The sequence below is a fragment of the Noviherbaspirillum galbum genome (genome assembly GCF_010974945.1).
Classification (GTDB): Bacteria; Pseudomonadota; Gammaproteobacteria; order Burkholderiales; family Burkholderiaceae_D; genus Noviherbaspirillum; species Noviherbaspirillum galbum.
Genome location: NZ_JAAIVB010000012.1, coordinates 105,951 through 120,772 on the forward strand (window position 1 = coordinate 105,951; position 14,822 = coordinate 120,772).

The 14,822-nt window shown below is 65.3% G+C and carries 13 protein-coding genes and 1 tRNA gene; 5 read left to right on the forward strand and 9 right to left on the reverse strand.

What is annotated here, in order from left to right; all coding sequences use genetic code 11:
• Positions 1–13: 13 nt before the first annotated feature.
• The 3 genes from G3574_RS04520 to G3574_RS04530 are packed head-to-tail and all read right to left on the reverse strand — an operon-like array spanning position 14 to position 2,781.
• Complete coding sequence (locus G3574_RS04520; RefSeq protein ID WP_163960823.1) at positions 14–1,033, reverse strand: ABC transporter substrate-binding protein; 1,020 nt, start codon at positions 1,031–1,033, stop codon at positions 14–16.
• A 46-nt stretch (positions 1,034–1,079) separates the two neighbouring features.
• The gene (locus G3574_RS04525; RefSeq protein ID WP_163960824.1) at positions 1,080–1,964 is read right to left on the reverse strand and encodes an ABC transporter permease; all 885 of its coding nucleotides are present in this window, start codon (positions 1,962–1,964) and stop codon (positions 1,080–1,082) included.
• Between the two features lie 16 nt (positions 1,965–1,980).
• Positions 1,981–2,781: an ABC transporter ATP-binding protein gene (locus G3574_RS04530; RefSeq protein ID WP_328804727.1), complete on the reverse strand. Its 801-nt coding sequence runs from the start codon at positions 2,779–2,781 to the stop codon at positions 1,981–1,983.
• Positions 2,782–2,874: 93 nt separating this feature from the next.
• Between G3574_RS04530 and G3574_RS04535 the strand changes: the two genes are divergently transcribed.
• From G3574_RS04535 to G3574_RS04545, 3 genes are all read left to right on the forward strand, one after another.
• On the forward strand, positions 2,875–3,537 hold the full coding sequence (locus G3574_RS04535; protein WP_163960826.1) for a response regulator transcription factor: 663 nt from the start codon (positions 2,875–2,877) through the stop codon (positions 3,535–3,537).
• The gene (locus tag G3574_RS04540; protein WP_163960827.1) at positions 3,534–4,913 is read left to right on the forward strand and encodes a sensor histidine kinase; all 1,380 of its coding nucleotides are present in this window, start codon (positions 3,534–3,536) and stop codon (positions 4,911–4,913) included. The genes G3574_RS04535 and G3574_RS04540 overlap by 4 nt, the downstream gene beginning before the upstream one ends.
• Positions 4,914–5,165: 252 nt before the next feature.
• Positions 5,166–6,152 (forward strand): sensor domain-containing diguanylate cyclase, encoded by a 987-nt coding sequence (locus G3574_RS04545; protein ID WP_163960828.1) that lies wholly within the window; start codon positions 5,166–5,168, stop codon positions 6,150–6,152.
• Between the two features lie 36 nt (positions 6,153–6,188).
• Here G3574_RS04545 and G3574_RS04550 read toward each other — a convergent pair whose 3' ends face one another.
• The gene (locus tag G3574_RS04550) at positions 6,189–6,665 is read right to left on the reverse strand and encodes an RrF2 family transcriptional regulator (RefSeq protein ID WP_163960829.1); all 477 of its coding nucleotides are present in this window, start codon (positions 6,663–6,665) and stop codon (positions 6,189–6,191) included.
• Positions 6,666–6,897: 232 nt separating this feature from the next.
• On the opposite strand from G3574_RS04550, the gene G3574_RS04555 reads away from it, so the two are divergent.
• Positions 6,898–6,973: transfer RNA gene (locus G3574_RS04555), tRNA-Asn, on the forward strand.
• A 161-nt stretch (positions 6,974–7,134) separates the two neighbouring features.
• Positions 7,135–9,426 carry an ATP-binding protein gene (locus tag G3574_RS04560; RefSeq protein ID WP_163960830.1) on the forward strand — a complete coding sequence of 764 codons (2,292 nt, stop codon included), beginning with the start codon at positions 7,135–7,137 and terminating at the stop codon, positions 9,424–9,426.
• 12 nt (positions 9,427–9,438) lie between these two features.
• On the opposite strand, the gene G3574_RS04565 is transcribed toward G3574_RS04560, so the two are convergent.
• The 5 genes from G3574_RS04565 to G3574_RS04585 are packed head-to-tail and all read right to left on the reverse strand — an operon-like array spanning position 9,439 to position 14,746.
• Complete coding sequence (locus G3574_RS04565) at positions 9,439–11,067, reverse strand: hypothetical protein (protein ID WP_163960831.1); 1,629 nt, start codon at positions 11,065–11,067, stop codon at positions 9,439–9,441.
• A 44-nt stretch (positions 11,068–11,111) separates the two neighbouring features.
• Positions 11,112–12,539, reverse strand: a complete 1,428-nt coding sequence (locus G3574_RS04570) for a glycosyltransferase family 2 protein (protein WP_163960832.1) — start codon at positions 12,537–12,539, stop codon at positions 11,112–11,114.
• Positions 12,536–13,597 (reverse strand): HEAT repeat domain-containing protein, encoded by a 1,062-nt coding sequence (locus tag G3574_RS04575; RefSeq protein ID WP_163960833.1) that lies wholly within the window; start codon positions 13,595–13,597, stop codon positions 12,536–12,538. Before G3574_RS04575 ends, G3574_RS04570 begins: the two co-directional genes overlap by 4 nt.
• Entirely contained in the window at positions 13,575–14,354 is a 780-nt protein-coding gene (locus G3574_RS04580) for a YaiO family outer membrane beta-barrel protein (protein ID WP_163960834.1), read from the reverse strand. Before G3574_RS04580 ends, G3574_RS04575 begins: the two co-directional genes overlap by 23 nt.
• Complete coding sequence (locus G3574_RS04585) at positions 14,354–14,746, reverse strand: response regulator transcription factor (protein WP_163960835.1); 393 nt, start codon at positions 14,744–14,746, stop codon at positions 14,354–14,356. Before G3574_RS04585 ends, G3574_RS04580 begins: the two co-directional genes overlap by 1 nt.
• Positions 14,747–14,822: the final 76 nt, after the last annotated feature.

Sequence of the window (14,822 nt, forward strand, 5' to 3'; positions counted from 1 at the left end):
AAGACCGCCGGCCTCAGCTTCCCTGGCGCGACTGGAATTCGGGCACGAACAGCTCATTCCACTTCGCGGGCTTGGTCTTGATGGTGCCGGCCTTGCCCATGAAGTTGATGTACTGCGAAATGCCGTTGGGCGTGGTCGAGAACTGCGTCTCCGGATCGTCCAGCATCTTTTCCACTTCATCCTGCGTCATCTTCACCTTGGACACGCGCAGGAAGGTGGCCGCCGCGCCCTTGTGGTCCTTCTGGATATAGGCGTTCGCCTCTTCCTGCGCCGCCATGAAGGCTTTCGTCAGTTTCGGATTCTGGTCGACGAAGGGCTTGGCGGCAAACACCACGTCGAGCGTGATGTTGCCCAGCACCTTGGCCGAATCCACCACGCGGGTGATGCGCGAATCCTTCAGCTCCTGGTAGGAAAACGGCGGCGAGGTGAAGTGGGCGGTGATCTCGGTCTTGCCGGACAACAGCGAGCCCACGGCTTCAGGATGGCCAAGGCTGACGGTCATCGGATCGAGCTTCGCATAATTGTCGGCGCCGAACTCCTTGGCCGCGACCATCTGTAGCACCACGGCGGAGAGCGAGGTCTTGATGCCGGGGATGGCGATCTTGTCCTTCGGCGTGAAGTCCTTCAGCGACTTGATGTTGGGGTTGTTGGTGTTGAGCCAGAGCGAGGAGGTGCTCAGCGCCCCCAGGCCGATCACTTCCGAGCGCGGAATGCCATGCGCTTTCGACCAGAGGGTGATGAAGCCCGGCGCGCCGATGCCGGCAACGTCCAGATTGCCGGCAAGCATGGCGTCATTGATGACGTTGCCGCCATCGAGCGTCAGCCATTCCGTCTTGACGTCGCCCAGCCCGGCGGATTTCGCATGTTTCTCGATGAGCTGCTGGTCGCGCATCACCATCAGCGGCAGGTAGAGGATGCCGTAGCCGTGCGAGATGCGGATCTTGCCGGCTTCGGCGTGGGCCGACAGCGCGGACGCGGCGAGGGCGGCAAGGGCAGTGTTGAGGACGAGCTTGGTGAAGCTTCTGCGTTTCATGCGAGTCTCCTTTTGTAGGTTTGAGTTATCGGTTCAGGTTCTTTGCTTAGTGCGCCATGCCCCAGCGGCGGATGGTGCGTTTTTCGATGTTCGCGAAGATCACGTTTTCCACGAACAGGCCGATCATGATGACGAAGAACAGGCCGGAAAACACGTTCGCGGTTTCAAGCTGGTTGCGGTTCTCGAAGATATACCAGCCCAGTCCGCCGGTGCCCGACGACACGCCGAACACCAGTTCCGCCGCGATCAGCGTGCGCCACGCGAAGGCCCAGCCGATCTTCAGGCCGGTGAGGATGCTCGGGAAGGCTGCCGGCACCAGGATGGAGCGGACGAGGGTGAAGCGCTTCAGGCCGTAGTTCTGGCCGACCATGGTAAGGGTCTTGGACACCGAGCGGAAACCGGCGTGAGTGTTGAGCGCGACCGCCCACAGCACCGAATGCACCAGCACGAAGATCACGCTGCCCGTGCCGAGGCCGAACCAGATCAGTGCCAGCGGCAACAATGCGATTGCCGGCAGCGGATTGAACATCGAGGTCATCGTTTCCAGGAAATCGTTGCCGATCTTCGAGCTGATGGCCAGCGTGGTCAGCAGCGCGGCGAGGCCGATGCCGATCGCGTAGCCGGCAACGAGCGTCTTGAGGGACACGGCCGCCCGCTCGAGCAGCACGCCGCTGCCGATGCCGGAAAGGAAGGCACTGATGGTCTCGCTGAAGCTGGGAAACAGCAAGGGGTTGCCGAGCCAGCGGCCGTAGATTTCCCAGACGGCGGCAAGCGCTACCAGCAGCACGGTCTTGCGCAGCCAGCCGAGGCGGTAGAGCGACTCCCAGGCCGACAGCGGCGCCTGCACGCTCGCGGCGGGCACGTGCGACGGGTCGAGGACGATCTCTGGACGATAGACGGGAGTAACGGGAATAGCGGGATTGGATTGCATGATGCGCCTCGGATGATCAGTGTGAAAACAGCATGGAATTGATCCGGCTTTCCAGCGCGGCCTGGCTGGCGGTGCCGAGCTCGCTTTCCGGGATGCTGTTGAGTTCCGCCTTGACCTGGCCGGGATGCGGCGACAGCAGCAGGATGCGGGTGCCGATGCGGATCGCTTCCTCGATCGAATGGGTCACGAAGAGCACCGTGAAGCGGGTGTCGTCCCAGAGGCGCAGCAGTTCGTCCTGCATCTTGCGGCGGGTGAGCGCATCGAGCGCCGCGTAGGGTTCGTCCATCAGCAGCACGTCCGGCTCCATGGCCATGCCGCGGGCGATAGACACGCGCTGCTTCATGCCGCCCGACAAGGTGTGGGGGTAGCTGTCGATGAACTTGGCCAGGCCGACCTTCTCGATGTAGTACGCGGCGCGCTCCTGCATCTCCCGGCCCTTCAGGCGGCCGCTGGCTTGCAGCGCGAATTCCACGTTCTGCCTGACCGTCTTCCACGGCAGGAGCTGGTCGAATTCCTGGAACACCATCATGCGGTCGGGTCCGGGCTCGCTTACCTCTTTGCCCTTCAGGCGGATCTTGCCGCTGACCGGCTGCAGGTAGCCGCCGATCGCCTTGAGCAGCGTTGACTTGCCGCAACCCGACGGGCCGAGCAGCACGAAGCGGTCCGAGGGGTAGACGTTGAAGCTGACGTGCTGGGTCGCGGTAACGAGATGCTCGCTGGTCTTGTATTGCAGCGTCACGCCGTCTATTTCCAGCAGGGGTGTGGGAAGTCCGGCGTCCGTCCCCTGGCGGGACAGCACCTGCGTCTCGATTTTCACGATCGTCTCCTTGGATGGATTGACTAAGTTTGCTTGTGGAGACATCCTAAGGGCCGAAGCTGTAACGAACCTGACATTTTCCCGCGGTCCGCCATGCGCATCCTCCTGGTTGAAGATACCGACGACGTCGCCCAGGCGATCGTCACCAAGCTGTCCGGCATCGGTCATACCGTCGACCGGGCGGCGGACGGCACCATGGCCGCCGGCATGATGACAGGCGAGTACGACCTGATTATCCTCGACGTCATGCTGCCCGGACTTGACGGCTTCACCCTCCTGTCGCGGCTGCGGGACGCGGGCCGCGACACCAAGGTGCTGATGCTGACCGCTTGCGGCGAGGTGGACGAACGGGTGCGTGCCCTCGATGCCGGCGCCGACGACTACCTGATGAAGCCCTTCGACTATCGCGAACTCGAGGCGCGCGTCAGGGTGCTGCTGCGGCGCACCGGCGGCGATGCCACCAACATGCTCGCCTGCGCCAACCTGACCATCGACCGCAAGAGCCGCGCGGCGGCGCTGGACGGCCTGCCGCTCGACCTGACGCGCCGCGAAGTCACCTTGCTGGAGATCCTTGCCTCCCGGCCCGGCCGCATCTTCGGCAAGGAAGAGCTCGTCGACCGGCTGTTCACCATCGACGACAATCCCAGCGCCAACGCCATCGAGCAATACGTTGCCAGGCTGCGCAAGAAGCTGGGCGCGGCGCAATTCGAGATCCGCACCCTGCGCGGCCTCGGCTACCAGCTCGCGCTCAAATGATCAAGGTCGGCAAGTCGCTTTATGCGAGGCTGGTGGTGCGCATGGCAGCTGTGCTGGCTGCCAGCGCGGTGCTGCTGCTGGGCGCGATCTGGTTCTCGACCCAGATCGCAGTCGACGATGCCTACGACCGCATCCTGACCGGCAGCGCGCTGCAGATCGCCGAGAACCTGTGGTACGAGCATGATCGGGTGAACATCGACCTGCCGGTGGCGGCGTTCGCCATGCTCACGCCGGGCGACCGGGTGCTGTTCAACGTCCTCGGCCCGGACGGCCGCAGCATCGCCGGCGATCCGGACTTTCGCCCGGACATTCCCTGGAAGAAGCTGGATTCCGGTCCGGTGCTCATGGATGGCCATTACCAGGACCTGCCGATCCGCATCGCCGTCATCGGCCGCGCGATGCCGGTCGCCAGCGGCAACCGCTGGGCGGTGGTCATGATGGCCCAGAGCCGCAACGCCCGCTCCGCCTTCCTCCAGGGCTTCGTCACCAAGGTGCTGCTGGTGATACTGGTGACCGGCATCCTGACCGCCATAGCGGGCATGTTTACCCTGTTTCAGGCGCTGTCGCCGCTCAAGCGCATCGAGAGCGCCATCCAGCAGCGCGACCTGAACGACCTGCAGCCGCTGCAGATGACGGTGCCGGGCGAACTGCATGCGGTGGTCAGCGCCATCAATGCCTTCATGGTCCGCCTTGCCGCGCGCCGCCAGATCATGCAGCGGGTCATCGGCGAAGCGGCGCACCAGCTGCGCACGCCCGTGACCGCGCTCATTTCCCAGCTCGAGCTGCTTGACGCCGAGACCGACGAGGACAAGCGCCAGGCCTATCTGGAGCGCCTGCGCCAGCGCCTGCATGACCTCGGCTCCCTGGTCAACCAGCTGCTGCAGCATGCGATGGTGCTGCACCGGGCGGACGCGGTGCCGAAGGCGCGCATCGACCTCAAGGCGCTGACCCGCAAGGAAGCCATGGAGGTGTTGTCGGAGGCGGACCGGCCGCTCGACCTCGAGCTCAGGGTGCCGGACGGCGACTGCTTCGTCGATGCCGACGAGGTCAGCGTGCGCGAGGCGCTGCGCAACGTCCTCCGCAATGCGCTGAAGCATGGCGCGCGCAGCTTCCTGCACATCGAGATGAACGATCTCGGCGCGCAGGTCGAAATCCGGGTGATCGAGGACGGCCCCGGCATTCCCGAGACCGAATGGGCCCGTGTGCGCGAGCCCTTCTCGGCACGCGACACGGCCGCGGGCGGCGCCAGCCTCGGCCTGTCCATCGTCGACGAAGTCATGCGCGCGCACCGGGGCGAATTGCGCTTCGAGCGCGTCGCCGGGCAGCGCTTCGCCGTCATCCTTCGCTTTCCCAGTTCCGGAGTGCCGACGCCTTAGACTTCTTCGTGCCCGCGAGGCGACGGCCGGTGCAGCGGAAGGTTGCCATGGCAGTGCGAACGATGGCAAAGTGCCTGCTGGGATGCCATCGGGCAAGGAAGGCGGTTTTCCGGGAGGTGGCCGCATCAGCCTCCAAAACATGGGAAGCGGAAAATCGCCAGCATGCATAATATTGAATCATGACAACAGCGCCCTGTCCGACGGGCGCCATCCAGCGTTTCTTTCCCTCCGAAGAGGGAAAGCGAGGAGACCATGCAGCACCAGACAGGACACGTTCCAGACATCGCACTGGAGCTTGAGAAATACCGGCGGGTGTTCCGCGCCATGCCGGATTACGCGACATTTTCACACCTGAAGACCGGCTTCTTCATCGATGTCAACCCGGGATTCGAGCGTTTGACCGGCTACCGGCGCGATGAAGTGCTCGGCAGGACCGCGGGCGACATCGATCTCTGGGTGAACAAGGATCACCGCGCCGGCGTCGTTGCCGCCCTGAATACCACCGACTCCGTCACGATCGAGACCCAGTTCCGCGACCGCGAGGGAACGATCATCGACGTGGAAGCATCCTGCGCCATCTTCAACTTCAACGGCGAGCCGCTGCTGGTTGCCATCGTGCGCGACATTACCCTGCGCAAGCGCCAGGAACAGGAGCTGCAGAAATACCGCAACACCCTGGAAAACCTGGTGGCCCAGCGCACCGCCGATCTCGAGGCGGCCATGCAGAAGCTGAGCGAGCTCGCGGTGCATGATGAGCTTACCGGCGTGGGCAACCGGCGCGATCTCAATTTCCGGCTCGACCAGGAATACCAGTCGTTCAAGCGCCTGGCCTATCCCTGCTGCATCGCGGTGTTCGACCTCGACAGCTTCAAGGAAGTCAACGACCGCTTCGGCCACCAGACCGGCGACGAGGTCATCAAGGCCTTCGCCGCGATCATCCAGCGCGAAATGCGCGCCACCGATTACCTTGCCCGCTATGGCGGAGATGAATTCGTCCTGCTGCTGAAGGGCGCCTCGCCCGATGTGGCGCAGGCGGCGCTGAACCGCATGCGCGAAGCCGTCCTGCAGCATGACTGGGCGTCATTCGCTCCGGGGATCAGGCTGACCGCCTCGATCGGCATGGCGGCCTTCGACGCGCGCGAAAGCGCGGACGCAAGCTTCCGCCGCGCGGACAAGGCGCTGTATGCCGCCAAGCACGCGGGCGGCAACCAGATCGTCATGGCCGATCAGCATCCCTGAAAGGGAGCCGCCTGGGTCAGCGGCTCAGCCAGCTTCTCACTCCGCGCCGGCAGCGACTGCCTTTCTGGCAATCCTGACTGGCTGCGATCCGGACGCCTGTCGCGGCAGGCTGGAGCGCCGCATCACGCTCTCGAGCGTCGCGCCGTCGAGCACCTTCAGATAGGCATGGGTGGCGTTGGCCAGCACGCCCTTGAGCGCGCAGGCGGCCGACAGGGCGCACGTCGCCTTGTCTTCGTCGAAACATTCCGCCATGTAGAAATCCGTTTCCGTCTGCCGCACCACGTCGCCGATGTTGATGTCGCGCGGCTCGCGTCCCAGCCGCAGGCCGCCGTTGCGGCCCCGTACCGTATCGATCAGGCCCATCAGGCCAAGCTGGTGGACCACCTTGGTGAGGTGGTTCTTCGCGATGCCATGGAAATCGGCGATCTCCTGCACCGTCACCAGTTCATCGCGGTGGGACGCAAGATACATCAGGGTGCGCAATGCGTAGTCGGTGTAGGAAGTGAGGCGCATGATTCGAGACCCGTGGCATGGCCGGCGCGATCGGACCGCAGCCCTCGCGCGGGCGGTGAACATGAAAGAAGCATTTATTCTATATGTTTGGAGACGGACGCGAGGAATTTTCGACCTATGCCCGGCATGCATGCCTTGCATGGCGGACAAGCCCGGCCGGCTTGACTCCCGGAACCCCGTGCTCACGGGCTTTGACACGCGCGGCAATTCTTCCTATAATGCGCGTCTCCATTCCCTGATAGCTCAGTCGGTAGAGCGACGGACTGTTAATCCGCAGGTCCCTGGTTCGAGTCCAGGTCGGGGAGCCAGAATGCAAGGGCCCGTGTCGTCAAGTCACGGGCCCTTTTCATTTTGTCCGTGTCATCCATTCAATGCGCCGGTGCCGGCTTGCCATTTCACCTATCGTTGCCGGAGCGCGGTCATGATACGCTCTGGCACGACATCACGACCCCGGTTTGCACGCCAGCGCATGTTCCTGAAACGACTCCAGAAATCCGTCAACGACCGCGGCATCGGCGCCTATCTTGCGCTCGCCTTTTCCGGGATGTCGATCCTGCTTACCGTGCTGCTCGCGGAAGTGCTGGAAGAGGCCGCGATCGAGGAGGTGAAGGCAAGCATCGGCCATGGCCTTGCCGAAGTGGCGCACCAGGCCAGCGTGCGCCTGGACCGCAGCATGTATGAACGTTACCGCGAGATCAAGCTGCTGTCGCAGCGCCCCGACCTGCTGTCCGGCACCGAGGACGATGTCGACGAACGGCGCGCCACCCTCGACGCCCGCATGGCAACCTATCCCTACTATGCCTGGATCGGCCTGGTCGATACCCGGGGCAAGGTGCTGCTTGCATCGCATCGCATGCTGGAAGGCGCGGATGTGTCGCAGCGGCCGTGGTTCGGCAATGCGCTCAAGGGCGTCAACGTCGGCGACGTGCATGAAGCGAAACTTCTCGCGAAACTGCTGCCCTCGCAGGACAGCGAGCCGCAGCGTTTCGTCGACATCGCCTTTCCGATCGCCGGCCGCAACGGTGAAGCGCAGGGCGTGATCGGCGTCCACCTGTCCTGGCAATGGGCGCGCGATGTCGAACAGTCCATCCTCGAACCGATCGCCCGGCGCAGGAAGGTGGACCTGCTGATCGTCGACCGCGAAGGCAAGGCGCTGCTCGGACCGGCGGGCCTGCAAGGCCAGACGCTGGACCAGGGCAGCGTGCGGCGCGCCCGCGGCGCCGAAGGATACGAAGTGGAAACCTGGCCCGACGGCCGCAGCTACCTCGTCGGCTTCAGCCCCACCAAGGGCCACCAGTCTTATCCCGGCCTGGGGTGGAGCGTGCTGGTGCGCGCCGACGTGGACGAGGCGTTCGCGCCGGTGCGTCGCATCCGGCAACGCGTGATGTTCTGGGGCATCGCGATTGCCCTGTCGTTCAGCGCGCTCGGGCTGCTGCTGGCGCGCCGCATCACCCGGCCGCTCTGGGGACTGGCGCGCGCCGCGCAGGGCATGCAGCGCGGCGAGGCGGTCGCCATTCCCGCCATGGACCGGAGTTATTTCGAAGTTCGTTCGCTGGCAGGCTCGCTGCAGTCCTTGGTGAGCGACCTGATGCAAAAGACCGCCGCGCTGCGCGAACTCAACCTCACGCTGGAGCAGCGCGTCGAGCGGCGCACCCATCAGCTCGAACAGGCGCTGGCCGCGGTGCGCGCCAACGAGCGGCGCATCCAGGCGATCATCGAAAGCGCCCAGGATGCCTTCGTTGCCATCGACATGGAGGGCAAGGTCTACGAGTGGAGCTCGCAGGCGGAAAAAACCTTCGGCTGGCGCCGCGAGGAGGTGCTCGGACTGCCGCTGGAAGAACTGGTGCTGCCGCAGCGCTACCGTTCCAGCCTGCGCAAGTCGATCGCCATGTACCGCCAGACCGGCACGGCGCCGGGCGGACGCATGGAACGTCTCGTGATCGACCGCAGCGGACGCGAGTTTCCGGTGGAACTGACGGTGAGCCTGGGCGGCGCCAGCGATGGCTACTTCTTCGGCGCCTTCCTGCATGACATTTCCGACCGCAAGAAGGTAGAGCAGATGAAGAACGAATTCATCTCCACCGTCTCGCACGAACTGCGCACGCCGCTGACGTCCATCCGCGGCTCGCTCTCCATGCTGGCCAGCGGCATCGCCGGCGAACTTCCTGGCGATGCGCGCGAGCTCATCGACATTTCCTACCAGAGCTGCGAGCGCCTGGTCAGGCTGGTCAACGACGTGCTCGACGTGGAAAAGATCGCCTCCGGCAACATGACCTATCACATGCAGCATCAGCCCTTGCTGCCCATGCTGCGTCAGGCCATCGACGCCATCGAAGGATACGCCACGCAGTATGGCGTCGACGTCCGGCTTGCCGCCGGCAACGATCAACAGCCTGGCGGTGGCGACGCCATCGTCCGCATCGATGCCGACCGCATGATCCAGGTCATGACCAACCTGCTGTCGAACGCCATCAAGTTTTCCCCTTCCGGCGCTATCGTCGACATCGACGTGGAACGGAAGGATGGCCGGGTGCGGATCGCGGTGCGCGACCAGGGCAGCGGCATCCCCGACGAATTCCGCGACCGGATCTTCGGCAAGTTCGCCCAGGCCGACGCCACCGATTCGCGCAAGAAAGGCGGTACGGGACTGGGCCTGAACATCTGCAAGAGCATCGTCGAAGCGCATGGCGGAACGATAGGCTTCGACAGCGTGGCGGGACAGGGAACCACCTTCGAGGTCAGCCTGCCGCTGGGCGGCTGACGGCCGGGTGCCTTAATCCAGGCCGTGCACGGCCATGCCGCCGAAGGAGGACCAGGCGGAAAACTGGCTTTCCAGTTCTGGCAGCAGGCGCATGAGACCTTCGGCATCCTGGTGAAAGCTGGTGGCGCTGCCATCGGCGAGCCATTCGCCAGTCTTCGCAAACGACGGTCCCGACGGGTTGGGCAGCGCTTCGCCAAGATGCAGCAGCACGGCATGGCTGCCCGCGCCAACCAGCCAGATGTCGCCACGCTCCGCTTTCGCATAGCGCTCGTGCCGTTCCGGCGCCACGCGCCCTGCCTCGAGGGCAATCCTTACCTGCTTCCCGAAGCGCTGTCCCCAATCGAGGAAGGGGGCGGCGAAGCCATAGATTTCATCGTGCCGGGTGCGGTAATCCATCACGTTCAGGCTGGCCACATGCGGTGCGAGATCACGCAGCAGCGCCTGCTTGCCGTGCCACCAGTAAGGCACCACCATCTCCAGCGGCAAACCTTTTCCCCCGGCGCTGCCCGTCCCCTGCCCTGCCGCCGCGAGCGCGCGCACCAGGGCCAGGTAGCGCGCATCCCAATCGGCTTCCGCGAGGGCATATGCCGGGAGCAGGTAGGGTTCGACGTCGAACTGCATGCCGGCGAGGCGCGCGCCGGGATTGCGCGCGTTATAGCTTGCATAGGCCTTGGCGCGGGCCACTGCCTTGGGCTGCTCCGCCGGCATGACCATGCGCGGATCGCCATCGACGGACCAGACCGCGATGCCGTCCCGTGCGGCTGCGCGGATGAAGCGCGCCAGCGCCGGGGCATCGGCCACCGCGCCATCCGTTACCGGCACCGACACGAAGAGCGCACGCATGCCTTGTCCGCGGGCACGCCGCAGGAGGCTGTCCGGGTCCTGCCGCCATTCGGCCGCATCCCATTGCCAGGCCGCCCGCGCCGGCGCTGGCCGGGAACGATCCGGCATGAGGCAGAAGGAAGACAGGTTCAGCTCGCCGCCGTCGGTGCCGCAGGCGATCGAGAAATGGCGCCATCGCGATCTGTCCCAGCCCTGCATCGGCAAGGCTACCTGCCAGACGGACTGACCTTCGCCCAAGGCGTCGATCCAGCCGATTCGCGTTCCCGCCTCCCGCTGCGCGAGATCGGCGTCCGCCGCCAGCAACTCGAACCTTCCCCGCCCCTGCAGACGCAACGCAAGGACGAGGTCGGCCAGCGGCATGACGCCGTCATCGCTCAGGATGACACCGGCAGGCCGCGCGCCGGGCCGGCATGTCATGCGCAGTTGCCCATCCTTCAACGTGGCCCGAACGCGCTCTTCCGCGCCAAAGATTTGAAGACGCATGCGGGACAGCAGTTCGCTTTCCATCGGCAAGACTGGTGGCATGGACCCAGTGCCTGCGCCATCGCCAGAGCCTGCACTCATGATGGTTCGCCTTTCCCCGTCGGCCGCTTCCGGCTTCGACGTCACCAGCAGGCTGGAGCTTGCCAGCATTCCAGCGGGCACCGGCAGGACCGTATCGACCTGCCGGGCATCGAGCGGCAAGGCCACGCTGGCGCACCCCGGGTCGGCATGGCTGGCAATCTGCACCTGCATGCTTCCATCCGGCATGGAACAGGCCATGAGCTGCGCGGCGGCAACCGGAAGGGCCGCGCACAAGGAGGCTCCGAGGACGGCAGTAGGGAGGGTGGCGCGGCGGCGCATCAAGGCGCGCCGTCTCCGGTCCATGCGCCCTTGCGCTTCATCGTGCCCCAGCTGCCCTCGCTTTGCGTGGCCCAGCGGTACAAGCCGATCAGGCGCCACCAGCTGTTCAGCTGCCGGTAGCCGAGGTTTTCCAGCACCACAACCAGGGCGAGCAAGGCGATCTGCCTGCCATCGGGGTAAAGGTGGAAAGACATTTCTTCCAGCAGCAATCCGGAAGCCGACAGCAGGATTCCCAGGCCGATGGCAACGAAGAGAAATACGGCAAACGCCTGCCAGGAAACCCACCCGAGGAAGAAGGCGGCCAGCATGAACAGGTAGCCGCCCAGCTCGACCAGCGGACCTAGCCATTCGAACAGCACCATGAACGGGAATGCCACCCAGCCGGGCGCGCCGCCATGCCGGGTGAATGCGAGGCCCCAGTTGGCGGTCAGGCTTTCCGCCAGGCCGCGCTGCCACCGGATGCGCTGGTTGCGCAAGGTCTTGCGGTCTTCCGGCGCCTCGGTCCAGCATACCGGATCGGGGACGAACTCGATGCGATAGCGCCGGCCCTTCTCGCGCAGCATGCGATGCATGCGCACCACCAGCTCCATGTCTTCGCCGATGCTCTTGCTGCGGTAGCCGCCGGCCTCGATCACCGTCTCCTTGCGGAACACGCCGAATGCGCCGGAAATGATCAGCATGGCATTCATGGTCGACCAGCCGGTCCGGCCGAACAGGAAGGCGCGCAGGTATTCGACCACCTGGAACAGCGCCCAGGGATTGCGCGGGAGGCCGATGCGGGTCAGGAATCCGCCGCTCACTTGGCAGCCGTTCGCCACCCGCACCGTGCCGCCGGTCGCGACCATGCAGGGGTCGTTGACGAAGGGCTTCACCACCTTCTGCAGGCTATCCCGCTGCAGGACAGAGTCGGCATCGACGCCGCAGAACAGCGGATAGCGCGACGCGTTGATGCCGGCGTTGAGCGAATCCGCCTTGCCGCCGTTTTCCTTGTCGATCACGCGCAGGTTCGGATAGCGGGTCGAACGGTAGATGCCGCGCAGGGGCTTGACGTCGAGCTGCACGCGGTAGGCCTCCGGGAAGGGAAGCAACCCGAATTCCTTTTGCAGCACAGCCAGCGTGCCATCGCGGGAACCGTCATTGACCACGATGATCTCGAACTCGGAATAGGAAAGCTGCAGCATGGAGCGCACCGAAGCGGCGATCGTTGCCTCTTCGTTGTAGGCGGGAACGATGATGCTGATGGGCGGCTCCATCCCGGAATAGACCCGGGGCAGTTCGTCCAGCACGCGTTCCTGGTTGTGGCGCCGCAGCGCGACGATGGATATCAGGTTCAGGCCGAGATAGCTGGCGTTGAGAAGGATGAAGTAAGCCAGGACGAACCAGGTGATGGCATCGACGACCAGCTGCTGCCATTGATGCGGACTCATGCGGATGCTCCCTCCTCGCTGACCTGGCGCAGCATGTCCGCCGCATAACGATCGCTGCAGCGTGCCGCGATGTCCATCAATCCCTCCCTGCCCACGAACGGCAGCCGCGCCAGCGCATGCGCCGCGCGGTAGCGCACCCACCACTGGCTGTCGGAAAGCAGGCGCTCGAGCACCGCAAGCTCTTCCCGCCCGCCGGTGCGGCCGAGCGCCTTGGCGACCTGCACGCGCACGCGCCATTCGGCATGCTCCGCCAGGGGCCTGATCAGGGGCAGCAGTTCCGGGCCGGAGGCGATGCGCAGCGCGCCCACGAGGACAGGCGCGTCCGCGTGCTGCAGCAAGCGCCGCATCACGTCCGGCGGGAGTTCGAGCCGCAGCCCTTCGGCAATGCGCAGGGCGCGCGGCAAGGTTTGGGGGCGACCCGCGGACAACGCGGGCAGGATGTCCGCGAACAGCGGCAAGCAATCGGCGCGCGCTTCCATCAGGATGGTCGTTACCCGGGCCAGCGGCCAGTCGTCGCGTTCGATGAACCGGGGAAGCATGAGGTCCGCCGCCTTCCTGCCATCGATCTGGACGAGCGCCCAGATGGCGTTGAGCGAGAGCACGCTGTCATCTTCCGAGGCGGCGGCGGACAACTGTTCCCAGGAAGCGGCATCGCGCAAATGACCAAGCGCCAGCACCGAGAGCAGCCTTTCGGCGCGGTTGCCCTCCTTCAGCAGGCGGCGGGCATGCCGGTCGCACTCCAGGCGGTAGGCCAGCTGGTTGAGCGCGCCGCTGGCAGTCCCGCGCACCGATGCGTGCAGGTGCACCCACAGCTTGAGGAAGGGAACGCGCTCGGCGTCTTGCAGGACGGGCAAGGCATCGACCGGTTCTTCCATCAGGGCGGCATGCAGCAGCGGCCGCCAGGCGGAGACGACCGCCTGCTCGCGCCGCTCGGTTCGGCGCAGCGTCATCCGGAGCAGCACGATCTGCGCGCCCAGCAGCAGGGTCAGGCCAAGCGCGACGATGCCGGTCCAGAAGGCGACGACCAGGTAGGGATCAGAAAGCGTACTGTAGGCCAAGATTGATGCCGTTCCGGGAGTAAAGATCGCCCTGGCGTGTGCGGCTGATGCCGTAGTTGACCGCCCACCGGCGGTCGAGCCAGTGGTGCCCGGTCAGCGCAGCGGCCTTGACGCGGGTAATGACGACCGCCGCCGTGCCGGGAGCGGCGCCGGCGACGTTGGCCGCCTCCTCGCCCGCGGCAAGGATGAGCCCGATGGCACTGCGTTCGCCGTAGTAGTAGTTACCCCGGGCTTCGAAGGCATGCGCGGTCGTGCCGAGCGCACGCGCCGGGCGCCACGCGAGCGATGCGCTGGCATTGCCGGCATAGCGTTCCAGCATGAGCATGCCCTGGTTGACGTGCACATCCTCGTAGGCGGATTCACGCGCGCCCGCATGCAGCAGCCAGGCCGGGGCGAACTCCCACTGCGCGCCGGCGCCGAGCACATGGCGCGGCAGGACGCGATGCGTGCCGCTGGCGCCGCCCTCGACGCTGACCGTCAGGTCCGGCCGCAACGGCAGGACATAATTCGCTCCGAGCTGCGAATCGCGCAGCCCGAAACGTTCCGTCTGCCCGATCGACATTCCGAAGAGATGACGCGGCGCCAGGCGGTGATTGAACTGTATCTGCGTCTCGCGCCAGTCGGGCGAGCCGTTGCTCAACTGTTCGCGCCCGACGGACAGGCCGACGTCGCTTGCGAGCGGTGCCTGCTGCGCGGCGCAGGACAGCGGCACGATCATGGCGGCCAGGCAGGCGGAAAGACATGCGGCGACGCGCATCACCGTGCCCTCACGTAGCGGCGCACGCGCGCCAGCAACTCATTGGGCTGGAAGGGCTTGAGCACGTAGTCGTTCGCGCCGGCATCGAGGGCGCGGACGATGTCCTGTTCCAAGGTCTTCGCGGTGAGCATGACGATGGGAACGTCTTCCCAGCCGGCACGCGCCCGCGCCACGCGGACAAGTTCGAAGCCATCCACGTAAGGCAGCATCACGTCCATCAGCAAGAGGTCGGGACGAGGCCCGTGCATGATCGCCTCCTGGGCCGAACGTCCATCCGTCACCACCTCCACGCGGTATTGCTGGCGTTCCAGCATGAAGCGAAGGACGTGGGCGATATGTTCATCGTCTTCGACGACGAGCACGCCGGGCGTGGATTCTGGCGAATTTGACATGGCGGATCTGCGGCGCTGTGTGACTGTTCCCGCAGTGTAACTAAGTTCGCCGGATCATGCGCGCCGTCCGCGACGC